At 70.6% G+C, this 25,458-nt stretch carries 28 protein-coding genes, 1 tRNA gene and 1 riboswitch; of the genes, 10 read left to right on the forward strand and 19 right to left on the reverse strand.

Going from position 1 to position 25,458, the window contains the following annotated elements:
* Positions 1–22: 22 nt before the first annotated feature.
* From AB0O21_RS16535 to AB0O21_RS16560, 6 genes are all read right to left on the reverse strand, one after another.
* Positions 23–973, reverse strand: coding sequence for a DUF6339 family protein (locus tag AB0O21_RS16535; protein ID WP_365171633.1), 951 nt, complete (start codon positions 971–973; stop codon positions 23–25).
* Entirely contained in the window at positions 970–1,953 is a 984-nt protein-coding gene (locus tag AB0O21_RS16540; protein ID WP_365171635.1) for a hypothetical protein, read from the reverse strand. The genes AB0O21_RS16535 and AB0O21_RS16540 overlap by 4 nt, the downstream gene beginning before the upstream one ends.
* Positions 1,950–3,809: a transcriptional regulator gene (locus AB0O21_RS16545; RefSeq protein WP_365171637.1), complete on the reverse strand. Its 1,860-nt coding sequence runs from the start codon at positions 3,807–3,809 to the stop codon at positions 1,950–1,952. Before AB0O21_RS16545 ends, AB0O21_RS16540 begins: the two co-directional genes overlap by 4 nt.
* A gap of 314 nt (positions 3,810–4,123) precedes the next feature.
* Positions 4,124–4,585, reverse strand: a complete 462-nt coding sequence (locus AB0O21_RS16550; RefSeq protein ID WP_365171639.1) for a very short patch repair endonuclease — start codon at positions 4,583–4,585, stop codon at positions 4,124–4,126.
* 93 nt (positions 4,586–4,678) lie between these two features.
* Positions 4,679–4,975 (reverse strand): hypothetical protein, encoded by a 297-nt coding sequence (locus AB0O21_RS16555; RefSeq protein ID WP_365171641.1) that lies wholly within the window; start codon positions 4,973–4,975, stop codon positions 4,679–4,681.
* A 36-nt stretch (positions 4,976–5,011) separates the two neighbouring features.
* Positions 5,012–5,203, reverse strand: a complete 192-nt coding sequence (locus AB0O21_RS16560; protein ID WP_365171643.1) for a hypothetical protein — start codon at positions 5,201–5,203, stop codon at positions 5,012–5,014.
* A 220-nt stretch (positions 5,204–5,423) separates the two neighbouring features.
* On the opposite strand from AB0O21_RS16560, the gene AB0O21_RS16565 reads away from it, so the two are divergent.
* Positions 5,424–5,960 (forward strand): GNAT family N-acetyltransferase, encoded by a 537-nt coding sequence (locus AB0O21_RS16565; RefSeq protein WP_365171645.1) that lies wholly within the window; start codon positions 5,424–5,426, stop codon positions 5,958–5,960.
* A gap of 34 nt (positions 5,961–5,994) precedes the next feature.
* Positions 5,995–6,975, forward strand: coding sequence for a hypothetical protein (locus tag AB0O21_RS16570; RefSeq protein ID WP_365171647.1), 981 nt, complete (start codon positions 5,995–5,997; stop codon positions 6,973–6,975).
* Here AB0O21_RS16570 and AB0O21_RS16575 read toward each other — a convergent pair.
* From AB0O21_RS16575 to AB0O21_RS16595, 5 genes are all read right to left on the reverse strand, one after another.
* A complete protein-coding gene (locus tag AB0O21_RS16575) occupies positions 6,972–8,336 on the reverse strand; it encodes a DUF445 domain-containing protein (protein WP_365171649.1) in 1,365 nt (454 codons plus the stop codon). The two genes, AB0O21_RS16570 and AB0O21_RS16575, sit on opposite strands and share 4 nt — an antisense overlap.
* Positions 8,337–9,045: 709 nt before the next feature.
* Entirely contained in the window at positions 9,046–9,717 is a 672-nt protein-coding gene (locus AB0O21_RS16580) for a DUF1707 domain-containing protein (RefSeq protein ID WP_365171651.1), read from the reverse strand.
* Positions 9,718–9,816: 99 nt separating this feature from the next.
* Positions 9,817–10,788, reverse strand: coding sequence for an ATP-binding cassette domain-containing protein (locus AB0O21_RS16585; RefSeq protein ID WP_365171653.1), 972 nt, complete (start codon positions 10,786–10,788; stop codon positions 9,817–9,819).
* A 6-nt stretch (positions 10,789–10,794) separates the two neighbouring features.
* Complete coding sequence (locus tag AB0O21_RS16590; RefSeq protein ID WP_365171693.1) at positions 10,795–11,568, reverse strand: ABC transporter permease; 774 nt, start codon at positions 11,566–11,568, stop codon at positions 10,795–10,797.
* Positions 11,569–11,659: 91 nt separating this feature from the next.
* Positions 11,660–12,463: an ABC-2 family transporter protein gene (locus AB0O21_RS16595; RefSeq protein ID WP_365171695.1), complete on the reverse strand. Its 804-nt coding sequence runs from the start codon at positions 12,461–12,463 to the stop codon at positions 11,660–11,662.
* A gap of 199 nt (positions 12,464–12,662) precedes the next feature.
* Between AB0O21_RS16595 and AB0O21_RS16600 the strand changes: the two genes are divergently transcribed.
* Positions 12,663–15,074: a transglycosylase domain-containing protein gene (locus AB0O21_RS16600; protein WP_365171697.1), complete on the forward strand. Its 2,412-nt coding sequence runs from the start codon at positions 12,663–12,665 to the stop codon at positions 15,072–15,074.
* 1 nt (position 15,075) lies between these two features.
* Here AB0O21_RS16600 and AB0O21_RS16605 read toward each other — a convergent pair whose 3' ends face one another.
* From AB0O21_RS16605 to AB0O21_RS16615, 3 genes are all read right to left on the reverse strand, one after another.
* Positions 15,076–15,396, reverse strand: coding sequence for a multidrug efflux SMR transporter (locus tag AB0O21_RS16605; RefSeq protein ID WP_214938444.1), 321 nt, complete (start codon positions 15,394–15,396; stop codon positions 15,076–15,078).
* Positions 15,397–15,427: 31 nt separating this feature from the next.
* A riboswitch (guanidine-III (ykkC-III) riboswitch) is annotated at positions 15,428–15,498 on the reverse strand.
* Positions 15,499–15,540: 42 nt separating this feature from the next.
* Entirely contained in the window at positions 15,541–15,882 is a 342-nt protein-coding gene (locus AB0O21_RS16610) for a co-chaperone GroES (RefSeq protein WP_365171655.1), read from the reverse strand.
* 46 nt (positions 15,883–15,928) lie between these two features.
* Positions 15,929–16,246 (reverse strand): DUF3618 domain-containing protein, encoded by a 318-nt coding sequence (locus AB0O21_RS16615; RefSeq protein ID WP_365171657.1) that lies wholly within the window; start codon positions 16,244–16,246, stop codon positions 15,929–15,931.
* Between the two features lie 126 nt (positions 16,247–16,372).
* On the opposite strand from AB0O21_RS16615, the gene bcp reads away from it, so the two are divergent.
* The 3 genes from bcp (at position 16,373) to AB0O21_RS16630 (ending at position 18,130) form a co-directional block, all read left to right on the forward strand.
* Entirely contained in the window at positions 16,373–16,840 is a 468-nt protein-coding gene (gene bcp / locus AB0O21_RS16620; RefSeq protein WP_365171659.1) for a thioredoxin-dependent thiol peroxidase, read from the forward strand.
* A 141-nt stretch (positions 16,841–16,981) separates the two neighbouring features.
* The gene (locus tag AB0O21_RS16625) at positions 16,982–18,004 is read left to right on the forward strand and encodes an HNH endonuclease (protein ID WP_365171661.1); all 1,023 of its coding nucleotides are present in this window, start codon (positions 16,982–16,984) and stop codon (positions 18,002–18,004) included.
* Positions 18,005–18,046: 42 nt separating this feature from the next.
* Positions 18,047–18,130: transfer RNA gene (locus tag AB0O21_RS16630), tRNA-Leu, on the forward strand.
* Positions 18,131–18,189: 59 nt separating this feature from the next.
* Here the strand turns inward: AB0O21_RS16630 and rdgB are convergent.
* The 4 genes from rdgB to AB0O21_RS16650 form a co-directional block, all read right to left on the reverse strand.
* Positions 18,190–18,813: an RdgB/HAM1 family non-canonical purine NTP pyrophosphatase gene (gene rdgB / locus AB0O21_RS16635; RefSeq protein WP_365171663.1), complete on the reverse strand. Its 624-nt coding sequence runs from the start codon at positions 18,811–18,813 to the stop codon at positions 18,190–18,192.
* 7 nt (positions 18,814–18,820) lie between these two features.
* The gene (locus AB0O21_RS16640; RefSeq protein ID WP_365171665.1) at positions 18,821–19,201 is read right to left on the reverse strand and encodes a hypothetical protein; all 381 of its coding nucleotides are present in this window, start codon (positions 19,199–19,201) and stop codon (positions 18,821–18,823) included.
* Between the two features lie 100 nt (positions 19,202–19,301).
* A complete protein-coding gene (rph, locus tag AB0O21_RS16645) occupies positions 19,302–20,027 on the reverse strand; it encodes a ribonuclease PH (protein WP_365171669.1) in 726 nt (241 codons plus the stop codon).
* 98 nt (positions 20,028–20,125) lie between these two features.
* Positions 20,126–20,359, reverse strand: a complete 234-nt coding sequence (locus AB0O21_RS16650; protein WP_361945811.1) for a PTS glucose/sucrose transporter subunit IIB — start codon at positions 20,357–20,359, stop codon at positions 20,126–20,128.
* 227 nt (positions 20,360–20,586) lie between these two features.
* Here AB0O21_RS16650 and AB0O21_RS16655 point away from each other — a divergent pair, with 227 nt between their 5' ends.
* Together AB0O21_RS16655 and AB0O21_RS16660 are read left to right on the forward strand one after the other, a co-directional pair.
* Positions 20,587–21,897, forward strand: a complete 1,311-nt coding sequence (locus AB0O21_RS16655; protein ID WP_365171671.1) for a PTS transporter subunit EIIC — start codon at positions 20,587–20,589, stop codon at positions 21,895–21,897.
* 306 nt (positions 21,898–22,203) lie between these two features.
* On the forward strand, positions 22,204–23,472 hold the full coding sequence (locus AB0O21_RS16660) for a PTS transporter subunit EIIC (protein ID WP_365171673.1): 1,269 nt from the start codon (positions 22,204–22,206) through the stop codon (positions 23,470–23,472).
* A gap of 80 nt (positions 23,473–23,552) precedes the next feature.
* Here the strand turns inward: AB0O21_RS16660 and AB0O21_RS16665 are convergent, their stop codons facing one another.
* Positions 23,553–24,305 carry an MBL fold metallo-hydrolase gene (locus AB0O21_RS16665; protein ID WP_365171675.1) on the reverse strand — a complete coding sequence of 251 codons (753 nt, stop codon included), beginning with the start codon at positions 24,303–24,305 and terminating at the stop codon, positions 23,553–23,555.
* A gap of 216 nt (positions 24,306–24,521) precedes the next feature.
* Between AB0O21_RS16665 and AB0O21_RS16670 the strand changes: the two genes are divergently transcribed.
* Positions 24,522–24,941, forward strand: coding sequence for a hypothetical protein (locus tag AB0O21_RS16670; protein ID WP_365171677.1), 420 nt, complete (start codon positions 24,522–24,524; stop codon positions 24,939–24,941).
* On the forward strand, positions 24,938–25,345 hold the full coding sequence (locus AB0O21_RS16675) for a DUF488 family protein (RefSeq protein ID WP_365171679.1): 408 nt from the start codon (positions 24,938–24,940) through the stop codon (positions 25,343–25,345). The genes AB0O21_RS16670 and AB0O21_RS16675 overlap by 4 nt, the downstream gene beginning before the upstream one ends.
* Positions 25,346–25,458: the final 113 nt, after the last annotated feature.

Below are 25,458 nucleotides of genomic sequence, written 5' to 3' on the forward strand. Positions count from 1 at the left end.
CCCGCACCGTCCGGCCGCCCCTTCACAGGCGGTCCGACGGCTTGGCCAGGTTCACCCCGACCGGCGCCCGGGGCGCGGGCACGTTCTTCCTGCCCACCGAGCGGTCCCTGAGCGGCGCCTCGACCAGCAACTGCTCGAAGATCGGGACCAGGGCATCGACCGAGGCGCGACTCACCCCGCCGTCCTGAGGGCCTTCCGGCAGCCGATCCCAAGACGCCGCCGCCGCATCCTCCGCCTCCTCGATCCAGTCCTGGAGCGCATCGGTATCGGCCGGTCGGTCAGGTGCCAGCACGTCGTACACCAGGGTGCTGCCGGCGGCGTTCACCGCCGCGGACAGCGCGTTGACGTGGTCCCCGGGTCGGGACACACCTGCGTCGAGACGCCGTTCGAGCACCTTGAGGATCGCCTGCGCGGTCGGGCGGTGATCGATGACGTCCAGGCGCATCGTGGTCTGCAGCACGTCCTGTACCCGGCAGGCAGTCTCGATCGGACGGTAGTCGGGTCCGTCACGGAACAGCTCCGCGACCCACCAGAGGCGGGAGAAGGCCTGCGTGTAGTGCGGTCCGCAGAAGCGTGCGGCCGTCGCCGCACCCGGCCCGCCGTCCGTGTCGGATCCCCTATGCCGCCAGGCGACGTAGTCGGGAGCGACCACCATGGCGATGAAGCTCCACAGCCGGCCGTCGGCCGCCTCGGCCCGCGTCATCCGCAGGGTCGCGTGCAGCCGGGGTGCGAACCAGCCGTCGGCAGCCGTGCGGTGGTCTTCGAAACGCCTCATCGCCTCGTCCACCAGCACACGCACCGGTTCCGTCCGCCACCGGTGCGCCCCGTCCAGCGTCTCGGCCTCCCTGCGGAGCGCGACCTGAGGCGGTCGCTCCTGACCGGTCTGCACGGCTCGACCGAGGTACTTGGCCACCGAGGCATCCGTCAACAAGCCCAAAAACGGAGGAAGTTCACTGCCATCGATGCGGTTCACCGCGCACCACCGGTCCCTTCGGGGTTCTGCACGGCACGCACCGCGTTGGTCAGGTTCCTGGTCGCACGGCTTCGTCTCCCGGCTGCGAACTGCACGCCGGTCTGAATCTCCGCCCACCCGTAGCCCTTGGCCTGTCGTTCGACGATCTCGTAGAGGGCATCGGTCGGTTGGCGGCCCGGAAGCACGTCCGGGAGCATGGAGCGCAGCACCGACTCCCGCCATCCCTTCGGCAGTATCGGAGTTCCGTCCTCGTCCGTGTCCAGATCACTGATGGCCGTGTGGAACATCGCCGTCCAGGCGCTCTGGGCGATCTGGGTGGCGACGAGATCACGCATCATCCGCTCCACCGGGCTACCCCCGGACCCACCGAGCGTCTCCACCAAGCCCTCGACGGCTCCGGTGTTGAGGTAAACGGTCGGAACGTCACCCGTGGTCTCGACGATCCAGGCGGACTCCTTGTAGGGCCGGAGCCACTCCTGCTCGCCCTCCTTGAAATCCACCTCGACGATCTCGATCTCCCGTTGTCTGGCGGGCGTCGAGGCCTTCAGGTCGACGTACCAGTCCTGGGCTGCGGACCCCACCAGCCTGCCCGCCACGCCTTCCACCGTCGCGACCACCAACACGCTCAGCGTGGCCCGCCGCAGGTACGACACGCTGTCCAGCTCGATGGTTCCCTGCATCGTCCCGTCCGCCGCCGGCCTCAGCACGGCCGTCGTGCGGGCGTTGGTCGCCTTCTCCGCGAGGACGGCGAGGAACACCACGTCGGACCACGGGCCCGATCGGAGCTCTGCCTCCGGGAAGGACACCGAGAGACGAAGCCGCGCCCGATCCCACACGCCCCGCCCCGCCTGGTGCAGGGCGACCGCCCGATCCACGGTGGAGATCATCGCGTACGGGAGCTCCCGGTTGTCCACCGAGACGGACACGACCCTGGATTCCACGTCCCCGAAGAGGGTGGGATAGGGAAACACCGCGGTCACGCCGAACCTCCACGAGCCTTCTGGACCTCCACGACGAGTCGGGCGTACCGGCTGCGCACCGGATGGGTGGCAGGATCCGTGACCCCGCGGAATACCGCCCTGCGCACCCCGGGCTCGACCACGAGGTCGCCGCTCTCCACGCGGCAGTCCTCCTCGGCCGCGAGGGCCGCCCACTCGACCACCGGACGGCCTCCCGAACGCACGTCGAACTTCGCCACGGGCGTCAGCCGCCACGGGTCCTCGGCAGGGGGGAGCCTGACCTCCACGGTCACGGACCAGCCGCCGGATTCGCCCACGTGTGCCGTCACTCCACGGACGGTGGGGAAACCCTGCGTCCTGCGCGCCGAACCCGTGGGCGCGTCCCAGGCGAGCAGTTCCCGCAGCGCCGCGGGACCACCCGCCCGCTTCGCCTCCCGCCTGCCCACCAGAGCCCGCACGGCCTTGTCGACATCGCTGCGGAACTCCTTGAGACGGCTGACGGCACCGCGCTCGTAGAGAGAGGTGAGTTCCTCCGTCCGGTCCCAACGATCGTGCTCAGGCGGCTCCGAGGCACGCAGGAACCGCTCCGCCAGGGCGACGTCCTCACCATCGCGCTCCGTCGCGTAGCCGGCCAGCAGCACGGCCTGGAACGGCATCGTCCCCAGGGGCAGTTCGCGCGGCCGGTGCTCCGAGATGGTCATGCGGTTGCCGCGCATGCACACCACCCGGCTGTGTCGCTCGTCCGCGTCGGCCGCCGGGGTGAGCAGGAGGACGGCCAGGTGCTCACGCCCCTTGTCCCGCGCTCGCCCCTTGCCCTTCAGGGGCGTCACGATCAGAGGTACCTCGGCACGCGCCACCTGGTCCTGCGACGTCAGGCCGTCGACCGTGTGGCCGTCGAGGTGGGCCTGGAGGGCACGGCTCAACGCAGGGTGGCGCGCGTACGGATCGACCCGCTCCTCGGGCACGACCACCACCCCGTCACGAAGCGTGGACACCCGAGCCTCCAACAGGGGACCGGCCGCGGCGCCCCCGATCATCGCCGCCCAGAAGCCGTCGGCCAGCGATCTCACCACCTTGTCGTGGAGGTCACGCAAGTCCTCTGCGTCGCCCGAGGCATCGTGGGCGCCGACAACGAGGAACGACGTACCGGGCTCGCCGGTCTGCCGATCGAGGTGAAGGCTCCGAACCGCCTGCTCGTCGGCCCACCACGACCGCGAAACGTCCTTGTGCGCCGGATCCGTATCCGGCTCGCCGAACCAGGCGGGGCCTGCGAAGGACTCGCCGTCGACCTGACGCCAGGGCAGGTCCAGACGACCGATGACGCGTCGTTCCGTCCGTCCCTCGTGCGGCTCGGAGAGCGTGGAGTTGATGAGTACGAGGCCGAAGCGGCTGGCGGCCCAGAGCGTTGCCTTGCCCAACCCGTACGACCCGCCCGCACGCCCTCCGGACTCCTTGTGACTGTCGAGTTGACGCCTGACGACCGCGGCGAAGCGACCGTCCTGGTACTCCGGTCCGGTGAGCCCGTTGGCGTTGTAGTCGTCCACCCGCAGGAGCAGCAGCGATTCCTTCGACTCCAGGTCGTCCAACGCAGCGCGCAAACTCCTCGACACCTTCTGCTTCGCCGAGGCGGCCCGATCGTAGTGCGGGCGGAGCTCGTCCCATTGGAGTGCGGCCAGGAACGAAGACAGGCGCTCGCCCGTCAACTCGTGGAGGGTGTAGTGCACTCGAACCGGCGCGTTGACGTCGAGTCGCTCATCGAGCGCGTTCTGGGTGGCCTCCCTGGCCAGTACGGCCATGTCCGCGTCGAAGGCGAAGGCGGCGGCATTGCCGTACTCGCGCCCGCCGTCCGCATGGGCGGTGCGATGGTGCCACCGCAACGGCCGATGGGTCGGTATGTCACTCGTTCGACTCTCGACCGGATCGGGACCCGCGCCGAACAGCTCGACCATGGATCGTTTGATCTCTTCGCGAGGTTCCCCTCGTCCGCCCTGCCAGGCGGAAATGGCCGCGGGGGTCAATCCGAGTCGGGCCGCCAGGTCGGACTTCGACATACCCGTGCGGGTCAACTGCCGCGTGAGCCACGAGCCGAAATCCTCACCTCGGTGCTCCATGCCCCGCCCTCCGCTGTCCAACTCACCACGGCGTATGTCGCGATCACCCTAACAGGGACGATTTGACACGGAGAGCGCCGTCAAGTATTTGAGATGGACCCTCCCGCTCGGGACTTCGGGCGAGCCTGCGCGCGACGACTCGCGACCACGGCCAGCACACGCTCCGCCGCCTCGTCCGCCCGCTCGTGCTCCCAGACACGGACGGCCAACCATCCCGCTTCGGCAAACCGGGCGTCCGTGTCTCGGTCCCGGCGCCGATTCCCCTCGATCTTGGTGCGCCAGAACTCGGCGTTGTTCTTCGGCCACGTGGCGTGCACGGGGCAGCCGTGCCAGAAGCAACCGTCGACGAACACCGCCACACGCGCGGGCCCGAAGACGATGTCCGCCTCGCGCCGCACGCCCTTCACCGGTTTCCGGTGGACCCGGTACCGGGCCCCGGCGGCGTGCAACGCCTTGCGCAGGGACACCTCCACACCGGTGTCACGGCTCTTCTGGCGGCTCATTCGCGTACGCACGGTGGCCGTCGTTGCCAGTTTCTCCACGCCACCATTGTGAACCGCCCGGCCGGCCCACTCGGGAGGCCCGCTCCCCCTCCGAACGGCGCGGATGTTCCCCGCACCGCCCCACGGAGGGATCTAGCGGTCCGCCGTCACGTAGGACGCCAGGGCCATCGTGCCCGCCGCCGTGAAGACCGCCGGCCAGGGGCCGATCTTCTTGGCCAGGGGGTGGGATCCCGCGAAGGCCGCAACGTAGGCGGTGGTGAGGGCGGCCGTCGTGGTCGGGGAGGTGCGGCGGTGCCATTCGCGGGCCGCCAGGGTGCCTGCAGCTGCGAGGACCACGCCGCCGAGGGGGCGGATCCCGGTCCAGCGGGCGGTGGCGTAGCCGCCGATCAGGCCGCCTGCGGCTACCAGTGAGGTGGGGATCTGCGCCATCGTGAGGGCCTCCAGCCGTTCGCGTTTCCCCCGAGGCTAACGCGAACGCCTGGTGAGACGGCGGGCGCCCGCAAGGCCCAGGGTGATGACGGCGCCGCCGAGGACGCCGTCCGGGAGGGCGTCGCGGATGGCGGAGGGGAGCGCGGCCAGGACTCCCAGGATGATGAAGAACGCCACCGCGCAGCCCAGCAGCCCGACCAGCGCCTTGTTCAAGAGGGTGTTGGGCATGCCGCCGGCTCCGCTTGTCGGTCAGGTTGTGTGACGCCCTGTTCAACGGCTCGGACGGGTGCGGCGATGCGGGTGGGTGCGAGCCGGCGGGAAGTCGGATTTGTCGCACACCCTCCGGATCTGTGGACTTGCCTCTTACGGAACCTCCCCGGCGTAGATTCGCTCTTGGAGACGGGCGATACGACCGAAGCCGCCCAAGCCGGCCCAAGGAGCTGCACACGTGATCTGTTATGGATCGGCCGTCCTGGATCTGTCGGAGGAGCTAGCCGACGCCTACGGTGAGGTGTTTTCCGCTCCGCCGTGGAACGAGGACGCAGAAACCATTCGCCAGTTCTCCTCCCGGCTTCAGGCGGACAGCCGGCGCCCCGGATTCCGTACCGCCTTCGCGCAGTCCGCGGCCGGCATCGACGGGTTCGCCACCGCCTGGCTGACCGCCAAGACCTTCCCCACGGACCGCGGATACGGTCAGGTGGCCGCGCAGCTCGGGCGTCAGCGCGTGCAGGAGCTGCTGGTCGGGGCCCTGGAGATCGACGAGCTCGCCGTACGGCCGCATGCGCGCGGCAACGGCACCGGGCGGGCGCTGCTCGCCGAGATCACCGCCGATGCCCCCGACGCCCGTGCCTGGCTGCTCACCTCGCGCGTGGCCACCGACACCGTGGCCACCTACCGCCGCCTCGGCTGGCACGAGGTCACCCCGCTGCCCGGCACGAAGAACGCCGTCGTCGTCTTCCTCGCCCCGGACCACCCCTCGGCCTGAGTGTCGGGCGCCACCGTCCGGGCATACCCGGCGCATGATCACTCGTATCGCGCAGCGCCAGCTGAACATGGCCACGTACCAGCAGCTCCGACGGGCCGGGATCCCGTCGGGCACCATCAGCGGCCGCAGCGGTCAGGGAGGGCCCTGGCAGCGGCTCCTGCCCCGGGTATACCTGCTGCAGACCGGCCCGCCGGACAGCAGGCAGCGCGCGCTGGCAGCCGTCCTGTACGCCGCCCATCCCCCGGCAGATCCGCTCTCCGGCGCCACCGCCGCGCTCACCGGCGGCGCGGCCCTCGCGCTCCTGGGCATCCGCGACGCCCCGCCGGATCCGCTGGACGTCGTCGTCCGCTCCCCGCGCTCGGTGACGGCCGTCGGAAGGGTCCGGCCCGGCTCCACCTCCCGCTGGCCCGCGACCATCACCGTCTCGGGGGTGCCCTGCGCCCGCCCGATCCGGGCCGCCGCGGACTTCGCCGCCCGCGCGGACGATCCCGATCTGGTGCGCTCCGTACTGGCCAACGTCGTCCAGGGCGGCTGGTGCCACCCCGACGATCTGCACGCCGAACTGCGCGCCGGCCGCCTCCAGCACCGCCCCGCCGTCCGGGCTGCCGCCGCCGAGCTGGTCGCCGGAGTGCGCTCCATCGCCGAGGGCCGGGCCCGCGACACCCTGGGGACCACCGACCTTCCCGCCCCGCTCTGGAACGCACGCCTCTACGGCCCGGACGGCACCTTCCTCGCCAGCCCGGACGCGTACTGGCCGGAGGAAGGTGTGGCGCTGGAGATCGACTCCGCCGAGTACCACTACACGCGCGACTCCTGGCACGCCACCCTCCAGCGGCGGCTGAGGCTGGAGGCGCACGGCGTGCTGGTCGCCAGCACCACCCCCGCGATCTTCCGGGACGCGCCGGCAGAGGTGATCGCCGCGCTGCGCGCGCTGCTCGCGCTGGGGGCGGAGCGGCGGGCACCGGCGGCCGTCACGGCCCGCGGGCACGCCCAGCTGGAGCTCCCGATGGACTAGGCCCCCAGGGCGCGGGAGAGCGTGTAGATCAGCAGGCCCGCCAGGGCGCCGACCACCGTGCCGTTGATGCGGATGAACTGCAGGTCGCGGCCGATGTGGGCCTCGATCTTGCGGGAGGTGTGCTCGGCGTCCCAGGCCGCCACGGTGTCCGTGATCAGCGAGGTGATCTCGGTCCGGTAGGTGGTGACCACGTAGACCACCGCGCCCTCGATCCAGCCCTCCACCTTCGACTGGAGGCGGCCGTCGGTGGCCAGGCGCGCGCCCAGGGAGATCAGAGAGGAGCGGACCCGCAGGCGCAGTTCGCTGCGCTCGTCCTCCGCCGCCGAGATGATCATCGTACGGATGGCCGTCCAGGCGGAGCTGATCACGTCCTGGACCTCGTCGCGGGCCAGGAGTTCGGACTTCAGCCGCTCGACGCGGGCGCGGGTCTCCGTGTCCGACTGGAGATCGGCCGCGAAGTCCGTCAGGAAGCGGTCCACCGCCCCGCGCGCCGGATGCTGCGGCATGTCCCGCATCTCCGTCACGAAGCGCAGCAGCTCCTTGTACACGCGCTCGCCCACCTTGCGGTCCACGAACCGCGGGGTCCAGCCCGGGGCCCCGCCCTGGACGGCGTCCGTGATCGAGTCCCCGTGCGTGACGAGCCAGTCGTGCGCCTTCGTGCAGATCAGGTCGACGGCGCGGTGGTGGCCGCCCTCCGCGACGACCTTCTCGAGGGTCTTCCCGATGCCCGGCGCGATCTCGGCGGTCTCGGCACGGCGGGTGATGGCCTCGCCGACGATGGCCTGCACGTCGGAATCGCGCAGTACGGTCAGCGCTCCGCGCAGGGCCGTGGCGAGCTCCGCCGTGACGCGGTCCGCGTGCGCGGGCTCGGCCAGCCAGGCACCGAGGCGGCCGCCGATGCCGAGGGCGTGGAGGCGGGCCTTGACCACGTCGGAGGAGAGGAAGTTCTCCCCGACGAACTCCCCCAGGGAGACGCCCAGCTGGTCCTTCTTGGTCGGGATGATCGCGGTGTGCGGGATGGGCAGGCCGAGCGGCCGCCGGAAGAGGGCGGTGACGGCGAACCAGTCCGCGAGCGCGCCGACCATGCCGGCCTCGGCGGCGGCCGCGACGTATCCGGCCCAGCCGCCGGCGCCCCATGCGTGCTGGGCGACCTTGGCCAGTACGTAGACCAGCGCGACCAGGATCAGGAGACCCGTCGCGGTGGTCTTCATCCGGCGGACCCCGCGGCGGCGCTCCTCGTCGGCGGCGTTGAAGACGAACGCCGTCTGCGCCGCCGCGGGTCTCGGCGGGGCGAGGGTGCGGCTGGCGGTGCGGCTGCCGCCGTCCGGGCCGCTGCCTCCGGCTGTGGTGCGGTTCGTCACGTGCTCCTGCCTTCCCCCGGGGGCGCCGGTTTTGTCTGCATAGCATCCGACTCCCGGGAGGCCCGAGGAGTTCCCGCCACGCCCTTTCGCTCCCGCGGGGGGTGCGGTTCGGGTGGCCCCGTGTGCCCGAACCCAACGCCCCGGGGATACCCCGGCCGGGCCCCTCGCTGCCGCCCCGGCATCTCGTACGGGCCCGCGGCCCCGCCACGCCGCGTAGCCCGCGGGCGGCGCTCCACAGCCGGGCCTGCGCCCGGCGCCTCAATCGCCGGCGGGGCTGGGGGGGTGCCCCCGGGCGGGGTCCCGGTCATCGGGTCCGTCCGCGGGGTCCCTCCGGGGAGTCTCCTCGTCCTCGCGCACTGAGGCACTTCTCGAAGCGGAGGGCGGTTGCGCGCTCGTCCTGCGGGGACTCCCCGGAGTGCCCCCGCTCCCCCCGTCGGCCATGACCCCGCCCCGTGGGCCGGGAGAGTGCCGCTGGGGTGGGGACACGGCGGAGTGTCCCCGCAGGACGAGCGCGCAACCGCCCTCGCCTGTCGAAGCGGTGCCTCAGTGCGCGAGGACGAGGAGACACTCCGGCGGGGCACCGCCCCAACCGGCCGACCCCGCCCCGCGGGACACCCCCAGCCCCGCCGGCGATTGAGGCGCGGGGGCCAGGCCGCAGGGCCCGGCCCCGCCCCAGACCCCCGGCCCAGACCCCCCGGCCCCCGCCCCCCTACAGCTCCTTGCGGAGGGACGGGCCACCGAGCGGGCGCTTCGGCGGCTTTACCTTGATCTCCACCCCGCCCCAGAACGCGAACCCCGTCACGATCACCCGCGGCGCGTCCGGTTCCGTCGGGCCGCTGCCCTCGCGCTGGTCGAAGGCGCCCATGATGCCGATGCCCCGCACGTCGACCGCCACGCCCGGCGGCACCGTGATCTGGACCCCGCCCATGATCGCGACGCAGTTGATCACGACCTCGCGCTGCGCGAAGTTCGCCTCCCGCAGGTCCAGCTCCCCGCCGCCCCAGAAGGCCACCGCGTCGAAGCGGGCGGGCACCGTCCAGCGGCCCTTGCGCTGGAAGCCCGACATGATCGCCACGGCCGTCGTGGACGTGCCCGTACCGCCGATGCGGGCCGGCCACGACGAACCGGAACCCGCGCCGGACAGCGGGACCGGCGCCGCGGGCCCGGCCGCCGGCCCCGCCACCGCCGGCAGGTCCCGCGTCAGCGGTTCCAGTTCCGCGTACGTACGGGACTTGTAGGCCGCCTCCAGCCGCTCCTCGAATTCCTCCATGTCGAGCCGGCCCTCGGCGACGGCGTCGCGCAGACGCTCCACCACCCGGTCCCGGTCGGCATCCGACGCCCTCAGCTCCGGCAACGGCTTCTCCGGCCGCTCGTCACTCATGCGCACCAGACTATGCAGGGAACGCGGCGAGTTGTATGGGTCGGACCCGGAGTCGCACCCAGAGATCGACCCCGGTTTACCCCTTACCCACAGGCCGCCTCACCCCCGCCCCGCGTACATCCGCGCGATCACGTCCTCGATGTCCGGCTCCCGCACCGACAGGTCCACCAGCGGGTACTCCGCCGCGACCGCCGCCACCAGCGGCGCCGCCGACTCGCCCGACGGGAACGCCAGCCACTGCCGCGGCCCCTCCACCTTCACCACCCGCGCGCCCGCAACCTCGATCGGCGCGAGCTCCCGCTCCAGGTCGATCACCAGGGTCCGTTCGGCCTCGCCCACCGAACCCGCCGCGTGCAGCCCGCCCAGCGGGCCGTCGTACATCAGGCGCCCGTGGTCGATCACCATCACCCGCTCGCACAGCTGCTCGATGTCCTGGAGGTCGTGCGTGGTCAGCAGCACCGTCGTGCCGAGTTCCTCGTTCAGCTGCCGCAGGAAGCCCCGCACCTTCGCCTTGCTCACCACGTCCAGCCCGATCGTCGGCTCGTCCAGGTACAGCACGTCCGGATCGTGCAGCAGCGCCGCCGCGATGTCCCCGCGCATCCGCTGACCGAGGGACAGCTGCCGGACCGGCACGTCCAGCAGCTCCGCCAGGTCGAGGCGGTCCACGCACCGCTCCAGGTTCGAACGGAAGCGCGCCTCCGGGATCCGGTACATCCGCCGCATCAGCCCGTACGAGTCCTTCAGCGGCAGGTCCCACCACAGCGTGGTCCGCTGCCCGAACACCACCCCGATCCGGTGCGCGAGCCGCATCCGCTCCCGCGCCGGATCGATGCCCGCGACCCGCAGTCGGCCGCCGCTCGGGGTCAGGATCCCGGTCAGCATCTTGATCGTCGTCGACTTCCCGGCACCGTTCGGCCCGATGTACCCGACCATCTCGCCCCGGGCCACCTCGAAGCTGATCCCGTCCACCGCCCTGACCTGGCGTTTCTCCCGGCGCATCAGGCTCACCCGGCGCCGTACGTCAAAAACCTTCTCGACCCCGTCCAGCGAGATCAGCGATTCGTCCGCCATCTTCGATCAGCTCCCCGTACTCCGGTACGAACGGACACCCGCGCGCCACGCCAGCGACGCGGGCACGAACACCACGAGGGCCACCAGCGGGCTCAGGTACGCCACCCACCCCGGCAGCCCCAGCGGATCGGGCCGCCCCAGCACGTGCAGTGCCGGCAGCCAGTTGACGAAAGCCAGCGGGACGACGAAGGTCACCGCGCGCAGCAGGTCCTTCGCGAACACCGTCGGCGGGTACTGGAGCATCGTGTTCCCGCCGTACGTGAAGGAGTTCTGCACCTCCGCCGCGTCCCCCGCCAGGAACTGGAACGCCGCCCCCGCCACCATCACCGCACCGAAGATCGCCGCACCCGCCACGATCATCACCGGCACCAGCAGCACCTTGCCCGGCGTCCACTCCACCTCGCCCGACAGCGCCCACACCGCCCAGGCCAGCACCCCCAGCCCCTGCAGCACCCGCCCCAGCCGGCGCAGCGCGAACCGGTCCGCCGCGACCTGCGCGAGCACCGGAACCGGACGCACCAGCATCGTGTCGAGCGAACCGTCCCGGATCCGGACCCCGATCCGGTCCGTGTTGCCGAGCAGCAGGTCCGCCAGGCCCAGGGAGGCCGAGCAGGACCCGTACAGCAGGGCGATCTCGGGCAGCGTGAAACCGCCCAGCACGTCCACGTGGGAGAACATGATGTAGATCGCGACGAAGTCGAGCAGGGTGATCGCCGCGTTCCCGAACGCGGACAGCAGGAAGGACGTCCGGTACGTCATCGTCGACCGGATCCACATCATCACGATCAGCCCGTAGCCCCGCAGCCCCTCCAGGGCGCGACTGCGCCGGGGCACTTCCAGCACCGGGAGCTCCCGCTCCGCCAGCACCGCCTCAGCCACCCTGGACCACCACCTTCCGCGTCGCCGCCGACTGCAACAGCCGCCCCGCACCCAGCAGTACGAGCGCCCACCCGGCCTGGAACCCCAGCGCCTCCGCCGCACCTCCGGCCCCCGCGTGCTCCCCCATCAGCACGTCCACCGGCACCTGGAGCATCGCCGCCCACGGCAGCACCCGCACCAACTCGCCGAAGCCGCCCGGGAAGACCGTCAGCGGCAGCAGCATCCCCGAGAAGAAGATCGAGACGACCGTGGCCATCATGTTGATCCCCGAACCGTCCATCAGCCAGAACGCCATCAGCCCCAGCAGATAGCGCACCGCGAAGCTCACCACCAGACCGAGCACCACGGACACCAGGAACAGCAGCCAGCGCACCGGATCATCGGGCAGCGCCAACGTGAAGACCAGCGACCCCGCCACCAGCGGGACCACCCCGCGCCCCGCCAACTGGAAGGCCGCCCGGCCCATGTCGGCCGCCAGCCACCACATCTGAAGGTCCGCCGGCCGGTACAGGTCGACCGCGATGTCACCCGTTCGGACGCGCTCCTGGATCTCTTCCTGGAAGCCGCCCCCGATCAACGCCCCGGCGGCGAGCAGCGACTGGCTCACCCACACGAAGGTCAGGGCCTGCGCCTGGTCGTAACCGCCGAGCCCGGGACGCTCGTCCCACAGCGCGATGTACGTGTACGCGACGATGAAACCGAACACGGTGTTGGTGAACACCCCGGCCGCCGTGGCCGTCCCGTACGTCGCGTAGCGCCGGAACCCGCCGGCGGCCACCGCCAGGTAGAGGCGCACTCTCTGACCCGCTTGCTGCCGCACCGTATCCCTCCCTTTCCCAGGTCGTTCCTACGTCGGCCAAAGCGCGCGAGCTTAGTGCGGAGGGGCGATCCACGCGACCGATTTACGCCCGTCCGGAGCGGAATCACCGGCCATCGGGTAGACACCATGAGGTACAGAAGTGGATATTTCGCACGGCGTCGAGGAGCCCCTGGAGATGAGCGACCAGTCACCACCCCCGGGCTGGACCCCTCGCGACCCGGACTCGCCCGACGGACAGCAGCCACCCCCGCCACGGGAACAGCAGCCGGGCAGGCCCCCCAAGCCCGGCAGGAAGCCGCGCCGCAAGCGCACCGGCTGGCGGCGGCTCATCCCCACCTGGCGCATGGTGCTGGGCGGCGTACTCCTCCTCGCCCTGCTGCTCGGCGGCGCCCTCGTCGCGGGCTACCTGCTGGTCGACATCCCGCCGGCCAACGCCGCCGCCACCGCGCAGTCCAACGTCTACCTCTACTCCGACGGCTCCCAACTCGCCCGCGACGGCGAGGTCAACCGCGTCAACGTGCCGCTCTCGCAGATCCCGCTGACCGTCCAGGAAGCCGTACTCGCCGCCGAGGACCGGGACTTCTACTCCGAACGGGCGGTGGACCCCAAGGCGATGCTCCGCGCCGCCTGGAACACGGCCACCGGAAAGGGCACCCAGTCCGGCTCGACCATCACCCAGCAGTACGTCAAGAACTACTACCTGGGCCAGGAACAGACCATCAAACGCAAGGTCAAGGAGTTCTTCATCGCGATCAAACTCGGTCGCGAGAAGTCGAAGGACTACATCCTCGAGGGCTACCTCAACACCAGCTACTTCGGCCGCAACGCCTACGGCATCCAGGCCGCCTCCCAGGCCTACTACGGCAAGGACGTCGGCAAACTCACCACCGCCGAGGGCGCCTACCTCGCCACCCTCCTCAACTCCCCCAGCGCCTTCGACGTCGTCTCCCACCCGCAGAGCCGCGACCGCGCCCTCGCCCGCTGGAACTACGTACTCGACGGCATGGTCAAGAAGAACTGGCTGACGGCCGCCGAGCGCGCGGCCACCCAGTTCCCCGAGCCCGGCAAGGTCCGCCCCGCCGCCGGCCTGTCCGGCCAGCGCGGCTACCTCGTCGAAGCCGTCAAGGACTACATCACCGAGCACAAGATCCTCGACGAGAAGACCCTCGCCGAGGGCGGCTACCGGATCACCACGACCATCGACAAGCGCCGCCAGAACGACTTCGTCAAAGCGGTGGACGCCCAACTGAACAGCAAGCTCGACCCGGAGGCCCGCAAGGCCGACCGCCTCGTGCGCGCCGGAGGCGTCTCCATCGACCCCGCCACCGGCAAGGTCGTCGCCATGTACGGCGGCATCGACTACACCAAGCAGTACGTCAACAACGCGACCCGCCACGACTACCAGGTCGCCTCCACCTTCAAGCCGTTCGTCTTCGCGGCCGCCGTCGAAAACGACTCCCGCACCCAGGACGGCCGCCGGATCACCCCGAACACGATCTACAACGGCGACAACAAGCGCCGCGTCGTCGGCACCCGGGTCCCCTACGCCCCCGAGAACGAGGGCCAGATCTCCTACGGCAACATCACCGTCAACACCGCCACCGACCTCTCCGTCAACGCCGTCTTCGCCCAGATGGTCGTGGACGTGGGCACCGTCAAGGTCAAACAGACCGCCGTCGACCTCGGCATCCCCGAGAACACCCCGAACTTCGTCCCCGGCCCGGCCATGGCCCTGGGCACCATGCAGGCCAGCGTCCTCGACATGACCCAGGCGTACGCGACCCTCGCGGACCACGGCCGCCGCACCCCGTACACCTTCCTGGAGAAGATCACCAAGGAGGACGACACCATCGGCCTCCCCGACCGCTCGCCCACCCAGGCGGTCACCCGCGAAGCCGCGGACACCACGACCTCCATGCTGGTCAGCGTCGTGGACAACGGCACCGGCACGGCAGCCCTCGCCGCCGGCCACCCGGCCGCCGGCAAGACCGGCACCGGCGAACTGGACCGCTCGGCCTGGTTCGCCGCCTACACCCCGGACCTGGTCACGGTGGTGGCGATGATGGGCCAGGACCCGGACACCGGAACCCTCCAGTCCCTCTACGGCGCCCTCGGCGAGCCCCGCATCGGCGGAGGCGGCTACCCGGCCCGCATCTGGGCCGCCTACACGAAGACCGCCCTGGAGGGCACCGACCCAGTCGACTTCGACCTCGAACTCCAGCCGGGCGCGGCCCAGCCCCCGCCCTCCCCCAGCTTCGAGCCGTTCCCGCCGGAGGAAACCCCGGAGGACGAGGTCACCCCGAGCCGCCCCGTCCGCCCGAACCGGCCCACGCGCCCGAACCCGACGAACGGCCAGACCAACGGGGGCCAGACCAACGGCGGCCAGACCAACGGGGGTCAGACCAACGGGGGTCAGGACAACGGCGGCCAGACCAACGGCGGTCAAACCAACGGAGGCCAGACCAACGGCGGCACCACCCAGGGCGACCAGGCCGGCACCACCACGGGCACCCAGGGCACCAACGCGGGGGCGGGCGCGGACGCCGGCGCGGCGGGCCTGCGCCCCCCGTCAGCCTTCCTGGAATGACCTAGTGCCCCGAGGTCGCCTTCAGCCCCACCACGGCGACCAGCAGCAGACAGATGAAGAAGATCCGGGCGGCGGTGACGGGCTCACCCAGCACCGCCATACCGAGCACGGCCGCACCGGCGGCACCGATGCCCACCCACACCCCGTACGCGGTACCGATGGGCAGGCTCTTCGCGGCGTAGGACAGCAACACCATGCTCGCGACGATCCCGGCACCCGTGAACACACTGGGCCACAGCCGGGTGAAACCTTCGGTGAACTTCATGCCGATCGACCAGCCGACTTCCAGCAGACCGGCGACGAGAAGAAGAACCCATGCCATGACGGCACCTCCGAGACAACGACCGATACGGGGTGCGTCGTCTTGTCGTACCCGGTACGGCGCGTCTCGTCGGGGTTCCCCTCCACCGTAGCAAAGGGCGGCGAAAAGGGCCGGTGACCTCCGCCACCAGCCCTTTTCCACGTCCTACAGGTACAACCCGGTGGAGTCCTCGGCCCCCTCCAGCCGCTCCGCGGCCACCGCGTGCAGGTCCCGCTCACGCATCAGCACGTACGTCGCCCCGCGCACCTCGACCTCGGCCCGGTCCTCGGGGTCGTACAGCACCCGGTCGCCCGGCTCTACGCTACGTACGTTCTGCCCGACCGCGACCACCTCGGCCCAGGCCAGCCGCTTGCCGACCGCGGCCGTCGCCGGAATCAGAATGCCGCCGCCCGAGCGGCGCTCGCCCTCCGGCAGGTCGGACTTCACGAGCACGCGGTCGTGGAGCATGCGGATGGGCAGCTTGTCGTGGGTGGTGTTCTCGCTCACGCCTCGAACTTACCTGTCCGCGACGGCCCTGCACTCCGGAGGGTCGTCACCGCTTGCGGCGCGCCGACACCACCAGCAGCCCGACCAGGCCCACCGCGACCAGCGCGACCGGCACGATCCGCGCGGGGCGCGGCGTACCGTCGTCGTGGCGCAGCCCGGCCTGCAGGTCGGTCACGCACCGGTTCACGGCGGCGAAGGCCCGCCCGGCGGCGTGATCGACGGTCCCGACCAGCCGGGCCTTCGCATCCCCGATGATCGTCTTCGGGTGCATCCGCACACCGATCTCGTCGAGCGTCTCGGCGAGCTGCTCGCGGCGGCGGACGATGTCCGCCTCGATCTGTGCGGGGGTCCTGGCTTCCGGCACCGCGCTGCCTCCGTCGTCATGGGTCGTGATCGTGGTCGCGATCGTGGTCGTGTTCGTACGTGAACAGGCTGTCAGCTTAGTCTCGTGGCATAACGATGCTGGTGCCCTCCCGAGGAGACTGACGAGATGAGCGAGCGACTGCAGCCGGGCGACACCGCCCCCGCCTTCACCCTGCCCGACGCGGACGGCAACGAGGTCTCGCTCGCCGACCACAAGGGCCGCAAGGTGATCGTGTACTTCTACCCCGCCGCGCTGACGCCCGGCTGCACGAAGCAGGCCTGCGACTTCACGGACAACCTGGACGTACTGGCCACGGCCGGCTACGACGTCATCGGCGTGTCGCCGGACAAGCCGGAGAAGCTGGCGAAGTTCCGCGAGAAGGAGCACCTGAAGGTCACGCTGGTCGGAGACCCGGAGAAGGCCGTCCTGGAGGCCTACGGCGCCTTCGGCGAGAAGAAGCTGTACGGCAAGACCGTGACCGGGGTCATCCGGTCCACGGTGGTCGTGGACGAGGAAGGCAAGGTGGAGCACGCCTTCTACAACGTGAAGGCGACGGGCCACGTAGCCAAGATCATCAAGGACCTGGGCATCTGACCCTCTCCTGCCGGAGCGGCCCGCACCGTAAATCGGTGCGGGCTGCTCCGTTTATCGGACGAAATCCCCCGTAACCGTCCGACTGTCGGTGCGTTACTCCGTGCGAGGGCCGCACGTGCGGCCGATAGGGGGAGCGGAAGCATGGTCGACCCGTACGAGCGGGACACGCTGGCCGCAGCCATCGCAGAGTCGAGAGGCTGGGCCGACCTGATGCGGCGCCTCGGACTGAAAGAGAACGGCGGACGACGCCGCACACTCCAGGAGAAGGCCGCCTCCTACGGCATCGACAGCAGTCACTTCGCGAAACGCAGTCCATGGCGCAAGTACCCGGACGAGGCCATAGCGGCGGCGGCCGCGTCATCGACCACACTGCGCGAAGTGGCGGTCCAGCTCGGCGTACGTCCCACCACCGGCGCCCTTTCGCACATCGTCCGGCGAATGGCCGCGGCGGGCATCGACGTCAGCCACTTCCCAGGCATGGGCCGAGAAGCGATCGAGCTTCCCTTCACCCCGGCAGAACTTGCAGCGGCTGCGGCATCCGCCGACAGCATCCGCGGTACGGCTCGCGCCCTGGGCATGCCCGACGACGGCCGGTCCCGCGCCGCTCTCGGGAGAATGCTGAAAGAGCACGGCATCGACACCACCCGCTTTCGCAATTCCCGGCCGGCCATTCCGGAGGAGGCGCTGCGCGCCGCCGTCCCGGGTGCGGCCGGATACGCGGACGTCATGCGCACCCTCGGGCTCGAAGTGAACGACGTCAACCACCGCCGGGTGCGCCGATGCATCACACAACTCGGACTTGACGTCAGCCACTTCAGACGGCGCCCTTGGGCAGCCCCGACGGCAGTGACGCCGAAACCCGTCGCACCCGACACCCTCGTCGTTCTCCCTGATGGATCCGCCCGGCTCAACCGCGCCCGGCTCCACCGAGCACTTCAGGAAGTCGGCGTTCCGTGCGCCTGCTCGAACTGCGGGAATCCCGGCGAATGGCTCGGGCGTGCCATCACCCTCCACATCGACCACATCAGCGGAGACTGGCTCGACAACCGGCGCGAAAACCTCCGCTACCTGTGCCCCAACTGCCATGCACTGACCGACACCTGGTGCCGCGGAGGTCGTCGCCGCAATGATGTCGCCCGCCGGACCTCGGCAGTCGTAGACTAACCGCAGCCGGCCAGGACCGATGTCCGAATTGACCGGTTAGTCGCGGTCGTGGTGGAATTGGCCTACACGCAACTTTTAGGTAGTTGTGGGAGAAATCCCTTGAGGGTTCGAGTCCCTCCGACCGCACCGACACGAAGGCCCCGTACACAGCATCTGCGTACGGGGCCTTCGGCATATCGACGGCCTCAGCCCACCAAGGCCCGAACGAACGGCACCAGCGCCCGGAACGCCTGCCCCCGGTGGGAGATCGCGTTCTTCTCCGCCGCCGTCAGCTCCGCGCAGGTCCGGGACTCGCCCAGCGGCTGGAGGATCGGGTCGTAGCCGAAGCCGCCCGAGCCCGACGGGGTGTGGCGGAGGGTGCCCAAAAGGCGGCCTTCGACGACGCGTTCCGTGCCGTCCGGGAGGGCCAGGGCCGCCGCGCAGGCGAAGTGGGCGCCGCGGTTCTCGTCGGCGATGTCGCCGAGCTGGGCCAGGAGGAGGTCCAAGTTGGCGCGGTCGTCGCCGTGCCGGCCCGCCCAGCGGGCGGAGAAGATGCCCGGGGCGCCGTGCAGGACGTCCACGCAGAGGCCCGAGTCGTCGGCGATGGCGGGCAGGCCCGTGGCCTTCGCGAGGGCGTGGGCCTTGAGGAGGGCGTTCTCGGCGAAGGTGACGCCGGTTTCCTTGACGTCCGGGATCTCCGGGTACGCGTCCGCGCCGACCAGCTCGTGCGGCAGGCCGGCGTCGGACAGGATGGCGTGGAGTTCGGCGACCTTGCCCGCGTTGCGGGTGGCCAGGATCAGGCGGGGAGCGGGAGCAGGCGTCGAGGTCATGCCCTCATTATCCGGCGGTGCAGACCTTCGAGATCTCGGAGGCGGCGTCGGCCACCGGCTTGATGTCCGGGGTGGGGTTGCCCTGTTCGATGGCGGTGCGGACGTTCTTGACGGCCGTGGTCATCGAGTCGATGGCCTTGCCCAGGTCGGCGTTGTCCGTCCGGTCGCCGATCTTCTTGAGGTTGGCGTCGATCTGGTTGAGCGCGTTCTGGGCGTCCTGGGGGCTGTTGCCCGCGTTGGAGACCGCTTCGGAGAGGTCGGTCACGCCTTCCGTGATGGCGACCGCCGTGCTCGCGCAGTCCATCGCCGTGGAGATCGCGTCACAAGAGGTGAGGGCGGGGATGGTGAGGGCGGCAGCCACGGCCACGGCGGCTATGCGGAGCTTCATGTGATGTCCCCCAAGGACTCGGATACGGATACGGATACGTGGACGGGCGCGCGGCTTTGACACCGTGCGCCCGTACCCTGCCAGACGTCGTTCCCGGCGCTTACAGTTCCAGCGCGCTCAGCTGGATGGCCTGGAGGTCCGCGCAGCCGCCGGCGGCGAGGTCCAGGAGGGCGTTGAGTTCCTTGCGGTCGAAGGGCTCGCCCTCGGCCGTGCCCTGGACCTCGACGAAGCGGCCGTCGCCGGTGCAGACCACGTTCATGTCGGTCTCCGCGCGCACGTCCTCCTCGTAGCAGAGGTCGAGGAGGGGGACGCCGTCGACGATGCCGACGCTGACCGCGGCGACGGTGTCGGTGAGCGGCTTGCGGCCGGCCTTGATGAGCTTCTTCTTCTGGCCCCAGGCGATGGCGTCGGCGAGGGCGACGTAGGCGCCGGTGATGGCGGCGGTGCGGGTGCCGCCGTCGGCCTGGAGGACGTCGCAGTCGAGGACGATGGTGTTCTCGCCCAGCGCCTTGTAGTCGATCACGGCGCGCAGCGAGCGGCCGATGAGGCGGGAGATCTCGTGGGTGCGGCCGCCGATCTTGCCGCGGACGGATTCGCGGTCGCCGCGGGTGTTGGTGGAGCGGGGCAGCATCGAGTACTCGGAGGTGACCCAGCCTTCGCCGCTGCCCTTGCGCCAGCGCGGGACGCCTTCGGTGAAGGAGGCGGTGCAGAAGACCTTGGTGTCTCCGAAGGAGATGAGGACGGAGCCCTCGGCGTGCTTGCTCCATCCGCGTTCGAGGGTGACCGGGCGGAGCTGTTCGGGCGTACGGCCGTCGATGCGAGACATGCCGCCGAGCCTAGTCGCTGCGGGGGAACGCCGAAGACCCCGTACGGGTGCGTCCGGCGTCCGTACGGGGTCCTCGGAGGTGCTTCAGCGAGCCCGGCTCACATCATGTCCTCGATGTCGGCGGCGATCGGGTCGGCGTCGGTGCCGATGACGACCTGGATCGCGGTGCCCATCTTGACGACGCCGTGGGCGCCGGCGGCCTTGAGGGCGGCTTCGTCGACGAGCGAGGGGTCGACGACCTCGGTGCGCAGACGGGTGATGCAGCCTTCGACCTCTTCGATGTTCTCGATACCGCCGAGCCCGGCGACGATCTTCTCAGCCTTGGTGGCCATGTGTTTCTCCCTGAGTGATACGAAGAACGAGTCTCGGCGGCCCGTGGATGGATACCCCCACGGGGTCCGTTTCGTCACGGTATCCCACGGTTGGCCCATCTACGCGAGCGCATAACCAACTTCTGCCGAATCATGACGATCAGCAGCAACCTGCCCACAACTGGTCTACACCAGTGTGCCGCACGTGCCGCGACAGCCAAAAACGGGCCGGTCAGGGAGGACGCCGTATGAGCGCGAGCAGCGCCGCAGCAGCATCAGCAGCACCGCAGCCGAAATGGTGGAACGGGTTGTTCCAGGGGCTGCAGAAGATGGGGCGGAGTCTTCAGCTGCCGATCGCCGTTCTGCCCGCGGCGGGCATCCTCAACCGGCTGGGGCAGCCGGACGTCTTCGGCGCCAAGGGACTGGGCTGGACCGACGTCGCCAAGGTCATGGCCGGTGCGGGCGGCGCCCTGCTGGACCCCGACCTCGGCCTGCCCCTCCTCTTCTGCATCGGCGTCGCGATCGGCATGGCCAAGAAGGCGGACGGCTCGACCGCCCTCGCGGCGGTGGCCGGCTTCCTCGTCTACCGCGGGGTGCTGCACGCGTTCCAGAAGCCGTGCCCCTCGGGGACCAAGGACATCGGCGGCGGCTGCCTGGGGCCGAACGACACGTTCGTCTCGTACACGTACCAGAACCCGGGGGTCTTCGGCGGCATCATCATGGGGCTGCTCGCGGCCTGGTTCTGGCAGCGCTACCACCGGGTGAAGCTGGTCGACTGGCTGGGCTTCTTCAACGGCCGCCGTCTCGTCCCGATCATCATGTCGTTCGTGGCGATCGGCTTCGCCGCGCTCTGCCTGTGGATCTGGCCGCCGGTCGGTGACGCGCTGGAGAGCTTCTCGGACTGGCTGGTGGGCCTCGGCTCGTGGGGTGCGGGCATCTTCGGCGTCGCGAACCGCGCGCTGCTGGTGATCGGCCTGCACCAGTTCCTGAACGTGCCGGTGTGGTTCCAGTTCGGCAGCTACACCACGCCGGACGGGAAGACCGTGCACGGCGACATCAACATGTTCCTGAACGGTGACCCCGATGCGGGACAGTTCCTCTCCGGCTTCTTCCCGATCATGATGTTCGCCCTCCCGGCGGCCGCCCTCGCGATCGCGCACTGCGCGAAGCCGCAGCGGCGCAAGGAGGTGGGCGGTCTGATGCTGTCGGTGGGCCTGACCTCGTTCGTCACGGGCATCACGGAGCCGCTGGAGTACTCGTTCCTGTTCGTGGCGCCGGCGCTGTACGCGATCCACGCGGTGCTGACGGGTGTGTCGATGGCGGTGACGTGGGCGCTGGGGGTGCACGACGGCTTCAGCTTCTCGGCCGGCCTGATCGACTACGTCATCAACTGGGGCCTGGCGACGAAGCCGTGGCTGATCATCCCGATCGGCCTGTGCTTCGCGGTCGTCTATTACGTGATCTTCCGCTTCGCGATCACGAAGTTCGACATCCCGACGCCGGGCCGGGAGTCGGACGAGGAGATCGAGGCGATGCAGGCGGAGAACACCAAGGCGTAACCGCCCGGACGTGCCGGGCGGGCCCTTCGGCCCGCCTTCGAGGCCCTCGGACCACTGGTTCCGGGGGCCTTCGCCATGTCCTGGGCCCGGCGGCCCAGACGTGGGGCGCCGACACGCCGAGTGTGGTGTAGACCACAGGAAATCGAAGGTTCCTTATCTATCCCTCACCGTGCTACAACTGGTCTACACCACCGATTGGTGTAGACCACGTGGGCCGGGTCCGGCCCCCGGGAGCCACCTTTCCGAGACGTCGCCATCCCCCGCTTCTCTGCCCCCTGGCGGCGCCTTGCCCACTGGAGGAACCACATGTCCACAGCGACCGCTGCGGAAAAGAAGAAGGGCGCTGGCGTGATGGCCGTCATGCAGCGCATCGGCCGGAGCCTCATGCTCCCCGTTGCCGTGCTGCCTGCCGGCGCGCTCCTGCTCCGCCTCGGCGCGGGCGACATGCTCGGCAAGGACACCTTCCCGACCTTCGTCAACAAGATCGCCGGCTACATGGCCGCCGGTGGTGGCGCGATCCTCGACAACATGGCGCTGCTGTTCGCCGTCGGCATCGCGATCGGCTTCGCGAAGAAGTCGGACGGTTCCACCGCGCTGGCCGCCGTCACCGGCTACCTGGTCTTCCAGAAGGTGCTCGGCACCTTCACGGACAGCAACCTGCCGAAGGTGGCCAAGGTCGTCGGCGGAAAGATCGTCGAGGTCGACGCCCCGGTCAACGCCGGTGTCCTCGGCGGTGTCGTGATGGGTGTCATCACGGCCCTGCTGTACCAGAAGTTCTACCGGACCAAGCTGCCGGACTGGGCGGGCTTCTTCGGCGGCCGCCGCCTCGTTCCGATCCTCTCCGCCTTCGCGGGTCTGGTCGCCGGCATCGTCTTCGGTCTCATCTGGCCGGTCCTCGGCTCCGGCCTGCACAGCTTCGGTACGTGGCTGACCGGCTCGGGCGCCGTCGGCGCGGGTCTCTTCGGTGTCGCCAACCGCGCGCTGATCCCGATCGGCATGCACCACCTGCTGAACTCCTTCCCGTGGTTCCAGGCCGGCTCCTTCGACACCCCGACCGGCGCCGTCCACGGTGACATCGGCCGCTTCCTCGCCGGTGACCCGACCGCCGGACAGTTCATGACCGGCTTCTTCCCGATCATGATGTTCGCCCTCCCGGCGGCCTGCCTCGCGATCGTCCACTGCGCCCGCCCCGAGCGCCGCAAGGTCGTCGGCGGCATGATGTTCTCCCTCGCGCTCACCGCCTTCGTCACCGGTGTGACCGAGCCGATCGAGTTCACCTTCATGTTCATCGCCCCGGTGCTCTACGCGATCCACGCGGTCCTCACCGGTGTCTCCATGGCGCTGACCTGGGCCCTGGGCATGCGCGACGGCTTCGGCTTCTCCGCCGGCGCGGTCGACTTCCTGCTGAACCTGGGCATCGCCGACAACCCGTGGGGCCTGGCGGGCGTCGGCCTCTGCTTCGCGGCCGTGTACTACGTCGTCTTCCGCTTCGCGATCACGAAGTTCAACCTCCCGACGCCGGGCCGCGAGTCCGACGAGGAGCTCGCCGAGCTGCTGAAGGCCGAGGCCAAGTAGGCCCTGCCGGCTCACCCGCGCCACGAAGAAGCCCCCGCTCTCCCGGAAGGGAGGGCGGGGGCTTCGTCGCGTACCGCGTCTCAGACCTCGTACACGGCGCCCGAGTACGCCAGGTCGACCTGCCCGTCGTAGACCGCGCGGGCGTCGGCGAGGTTCTGCCGGGCGTCCGTCCACGGCGGGATGTGGGTGAGGACCAGCCGTCCGACCCCGCCGCCGCGCGCGTACTCGCCGGCCTCACGGCCGTTGAGGTGGAGGTCCGGGATGTCCTCCTTGCCGTGGGTGAAGGAGGCCTCGCACAGGAAGAGGTCGGTGCCCTCGACGAGCTGGCCCAGCTCCGGGCAGGCCCCGGTGTCGCCGGAGTACGTCAGGGAGCGGCCGCCGTGCTCGACGCGGATCCCGTACGACTCGACGGGGTGCGCGACCCGCTCGGTGCGGATCTGGAACGGGCCGATCTCGAACGAGCCGGACTTCAGGGTGCGGAAGTCGAAGACCTCGCTCATCGAGCGCTCGTCGGGGACGTCGTCGTAGGCGGTGGTCAGGCGCTTCTCGGTGCCCTCGGGGCCGTAGACGGGGATGGTGCCGCAGCGGCCGCCCTCGTGCCGGTAGTAGCGGGCGACGAAGTACGCGCACATGTCGATGCAGTGGTCGGCGTGCAGGTGGCTCAGGAAGATCGCGTCGAGGTCGTAGAGACCGCAGTGGCGCTGGAGCTCGCCGAGGGCGCCGTTGCCCATGTCGAGGAGCAGCCGGAAGCCGTCGGCCTCTACGAGGTAGCTCGAACAGGCCGATTCCGCGGACGGGAACGACCCCGAACAGCCGACGACGGTGAGCTTCATGGAGCGTGAACCTCCGAGGACGGTCCGTGGACGGAATGCGGGCCGTGCGTGGGTCGAGCGTAAGGCGCGAAACCTCCGGTCGCTCCTCCGCGGCGGGCCGTTGTGGGGGGAATCACCTGCGCTGTCACCCGGGGGAGCGACGGGGTGGCACGGGCGTTGCCGTGCGCTGCCGTGCGTTGCCGTGCCGGGAGCGTGTGGCGCGGCTACGGTCGAAGCATGGACACGTCCTGGTGGCCCGCGGTGGCCGCGGTCGTGGCCGTCGCGCTGGTGGTGCTGATCGCCGGGCGCCGGCTGGGCCTCCCCCGCCGGACTCCGGCGGCGCACGGGCCGGGCCCGCCGCCGCGGCCGCGGTCGGGCGAGCTGTGGAGCGTGGCGGACGGCCGTACGTGCCTGGTCCTGGCGGTGGAGTCGGTACGGGGGCACCGCGCGCGGGTCGCGTGGATCACCGGCAAGTACGACGACCGGCGGGCCGGGGTGATCCCGCTGCCGCCGGGGACGGTGGGGGCGCAGGGCCGGGCGGGCTTCCTGGAGGCGGACCGGCCGGAGGAGGTGTCGCTGTGGGAGTTGCGGCGGCGGGTGGGGGTGCTGGACCCGGCACTGTGGGACGAGGTCAAGGGACTGGGAGGCGGACGGTGACGGCGATCCGGCTGCGGCGCGTGTACGACCCTCCGGAGCCGGGGGCCGACGGCCCGGGGGTCCCCCCGGACGGAGTCTGGGGGAGGGTGCTCGTGGACCGGCTCTGGCCGCGGGGCCTGTCGAAGGCGGCGGCGGGGGTGGACGAGTGGCCGAAGGCGGTGGCCCCGTCGACGGAGCTGCGCAAGTGGTTCCACGGGGGCGGCTCGGCCGCGGAGTTCCGGCAGGGGGCACCTCCCAGCGGTAGCTGGGGGAGGTACGAGGCGGAGCTGGCGGAGCCGGGGGCGGTGGCGGAGCCGGCCCGCCTGCGGGGGCCGGCCGGTGCGGGTCCGCTGACGCTGCTGACGGCCGTCCAGGACCCGGGCTCGAGCCACGCGGCCGTCCTGGCGGAGCTGCTGCGCGGCTAGCGGTCGCCGGTGCCGGTGCCGCTGCGCGGGGCCTTCCCCCACCCCGCCCCTTCCCGCAGTACCGATATGCGGCTCCGCCGCGTGGGGGGCTCCGCCCCAGACCCCGCGCCTCA

The organism is Streptomyces sp. NPDC091371 (assembly GCF_040684275.1).
Classification (GTDB): domain Bacteria; phylum Actinomycetota; class Actinomycetes; order Streptomycetales; family Streptomycetaceae; genus Streptomyces.

Bases quoted from the DNA above. Each gene is read 5' to 3' on its own strand.
- AB0O21_RS16555 (WP_365171641.1), bottom strand. From the start codon at position 4,975: ATGGCGCAGATCCCCACCTCACTGGTAGCCGCAGGCGGCCTGATCGGC.
- AB0O21_RS16560 (WP_365171643.1), bottom strand. From the start codon at position 5,203: ATGCCCAACACCCTCTTGAACAAGGCGCTGGTCGGGCTGCTGGGCTGC.
- AB0O21_RS16570 (WP_365171647.1), top strand. From the start codon at position 5,995: ATGATCACTCGTATCGCGCAGCGCCAGCTGAACATGGCCACGTACCAG.
- AB0O21_RS16580 (WP_365171651.1), bottom strand. From the start codon at position 9,717: ATGAGTGACGAGCGGCCGGAGAAGCCGTTGCCGGAGCTGAGGGCGTCG.
- AB0O21_RS16585 (WP_365171653.1), bottom strand. From the start codon at position 10,788: ATGGCGGACGAATCGCTGATCTCGCTGGACGGGGTCGAGAAGGTTTTT.
- AB0O21_RS16590 (WP_365171693.1), bottom strand. From the start codon at position 11,568: ATGATGTGGATCCGGTCGACGATGACGTACCGGACGTCCTTCCTGCTG.
- AB0O21_RS16600 (WP_365171697.1), top strand. From the start codon at position 12,663: ATGAGCGACCAGTCACCACCCCCGGGCTGGACCCCTCGCGACCCGGAC.
- AB0O21_RS16605 (WP_214938444.1), bottom strand. From the start codon at position 15,396: ATGGCATGGGTTCTTCTTCTCGTCGCCGGTCTGCTGGAAGTCGGCTGG.
- bcp (WP_365171659.1), top strand. From the start codon at position 16,373: ATGAGCGAGCGACTGCAGCCGGGCGACACCGCCCCCGCCTTCACCCTG.
- AB0O21_RS16625 (WP_365171661.1), top strand. From the start codon at position 16,982: ATGGTCGACCCGTACGAGCGGGACACGCTGGCCGCAGCCATCGCAGAG.
- rdgB (WP_365171663.1), bottom strand. From the start codon at position 18,813: ATGACCTCGACGCCTGCTCCCGCTCCCCGCCTGATCCTGGCCACCCGC.
- AB0O21_RS16640 (WP_365171665.1), bottom strand. From the start codon at position 19,201: ATGAAGCTCCGCATAGCCGCCGTGGCCGTGGCTGCCGCCCTCACCATC.
- rph (WP_365171669.1), bottom strand. From the start codon at position 20,027: ATGTCTCGCATCGACGGCCGTACGCCCGAACAGCTCCGCCCGGTCACC.
- AB0O21_RS16650 (WP_361945811.1), bottom strand. From the start codon at position 20,359: ATGGCCACCAAGGCTGAGAAGATCGTCGCCGGGCTCGGCGGTATCGAG.
- AB0O21_RS16655 (WP_365171671.1), top strand. From the start codon at position 20,587: ATGAGCGCGAGCAGCGCCGCAGCAGCATCAGCAGCACCGCAGCCGAAA.
- AB0O21_RS16660 (WP_365171673.1), top strand. From the start codon at position 22,204: ATGTCCACAGCGACCGCTGCGGAAAAGAAGAAGGGCGCTGGCGTGATG.
- AB0O21_RS16665 (WP_365171675.1), bottom strand. From the start codon at position 24,305: ATGAAGCTCACCGTCGTCGGCTGTTCGGGGTCGTTCCCGTCCGCGGAA.
- AB0O21_RS16670 (WP_365171677.1), top strand. From the start codon at position 24,522: ATGGACACGTCCTGGTGGCCCGCGGTGGCCGCGGTCGTGGCCGTCGCG.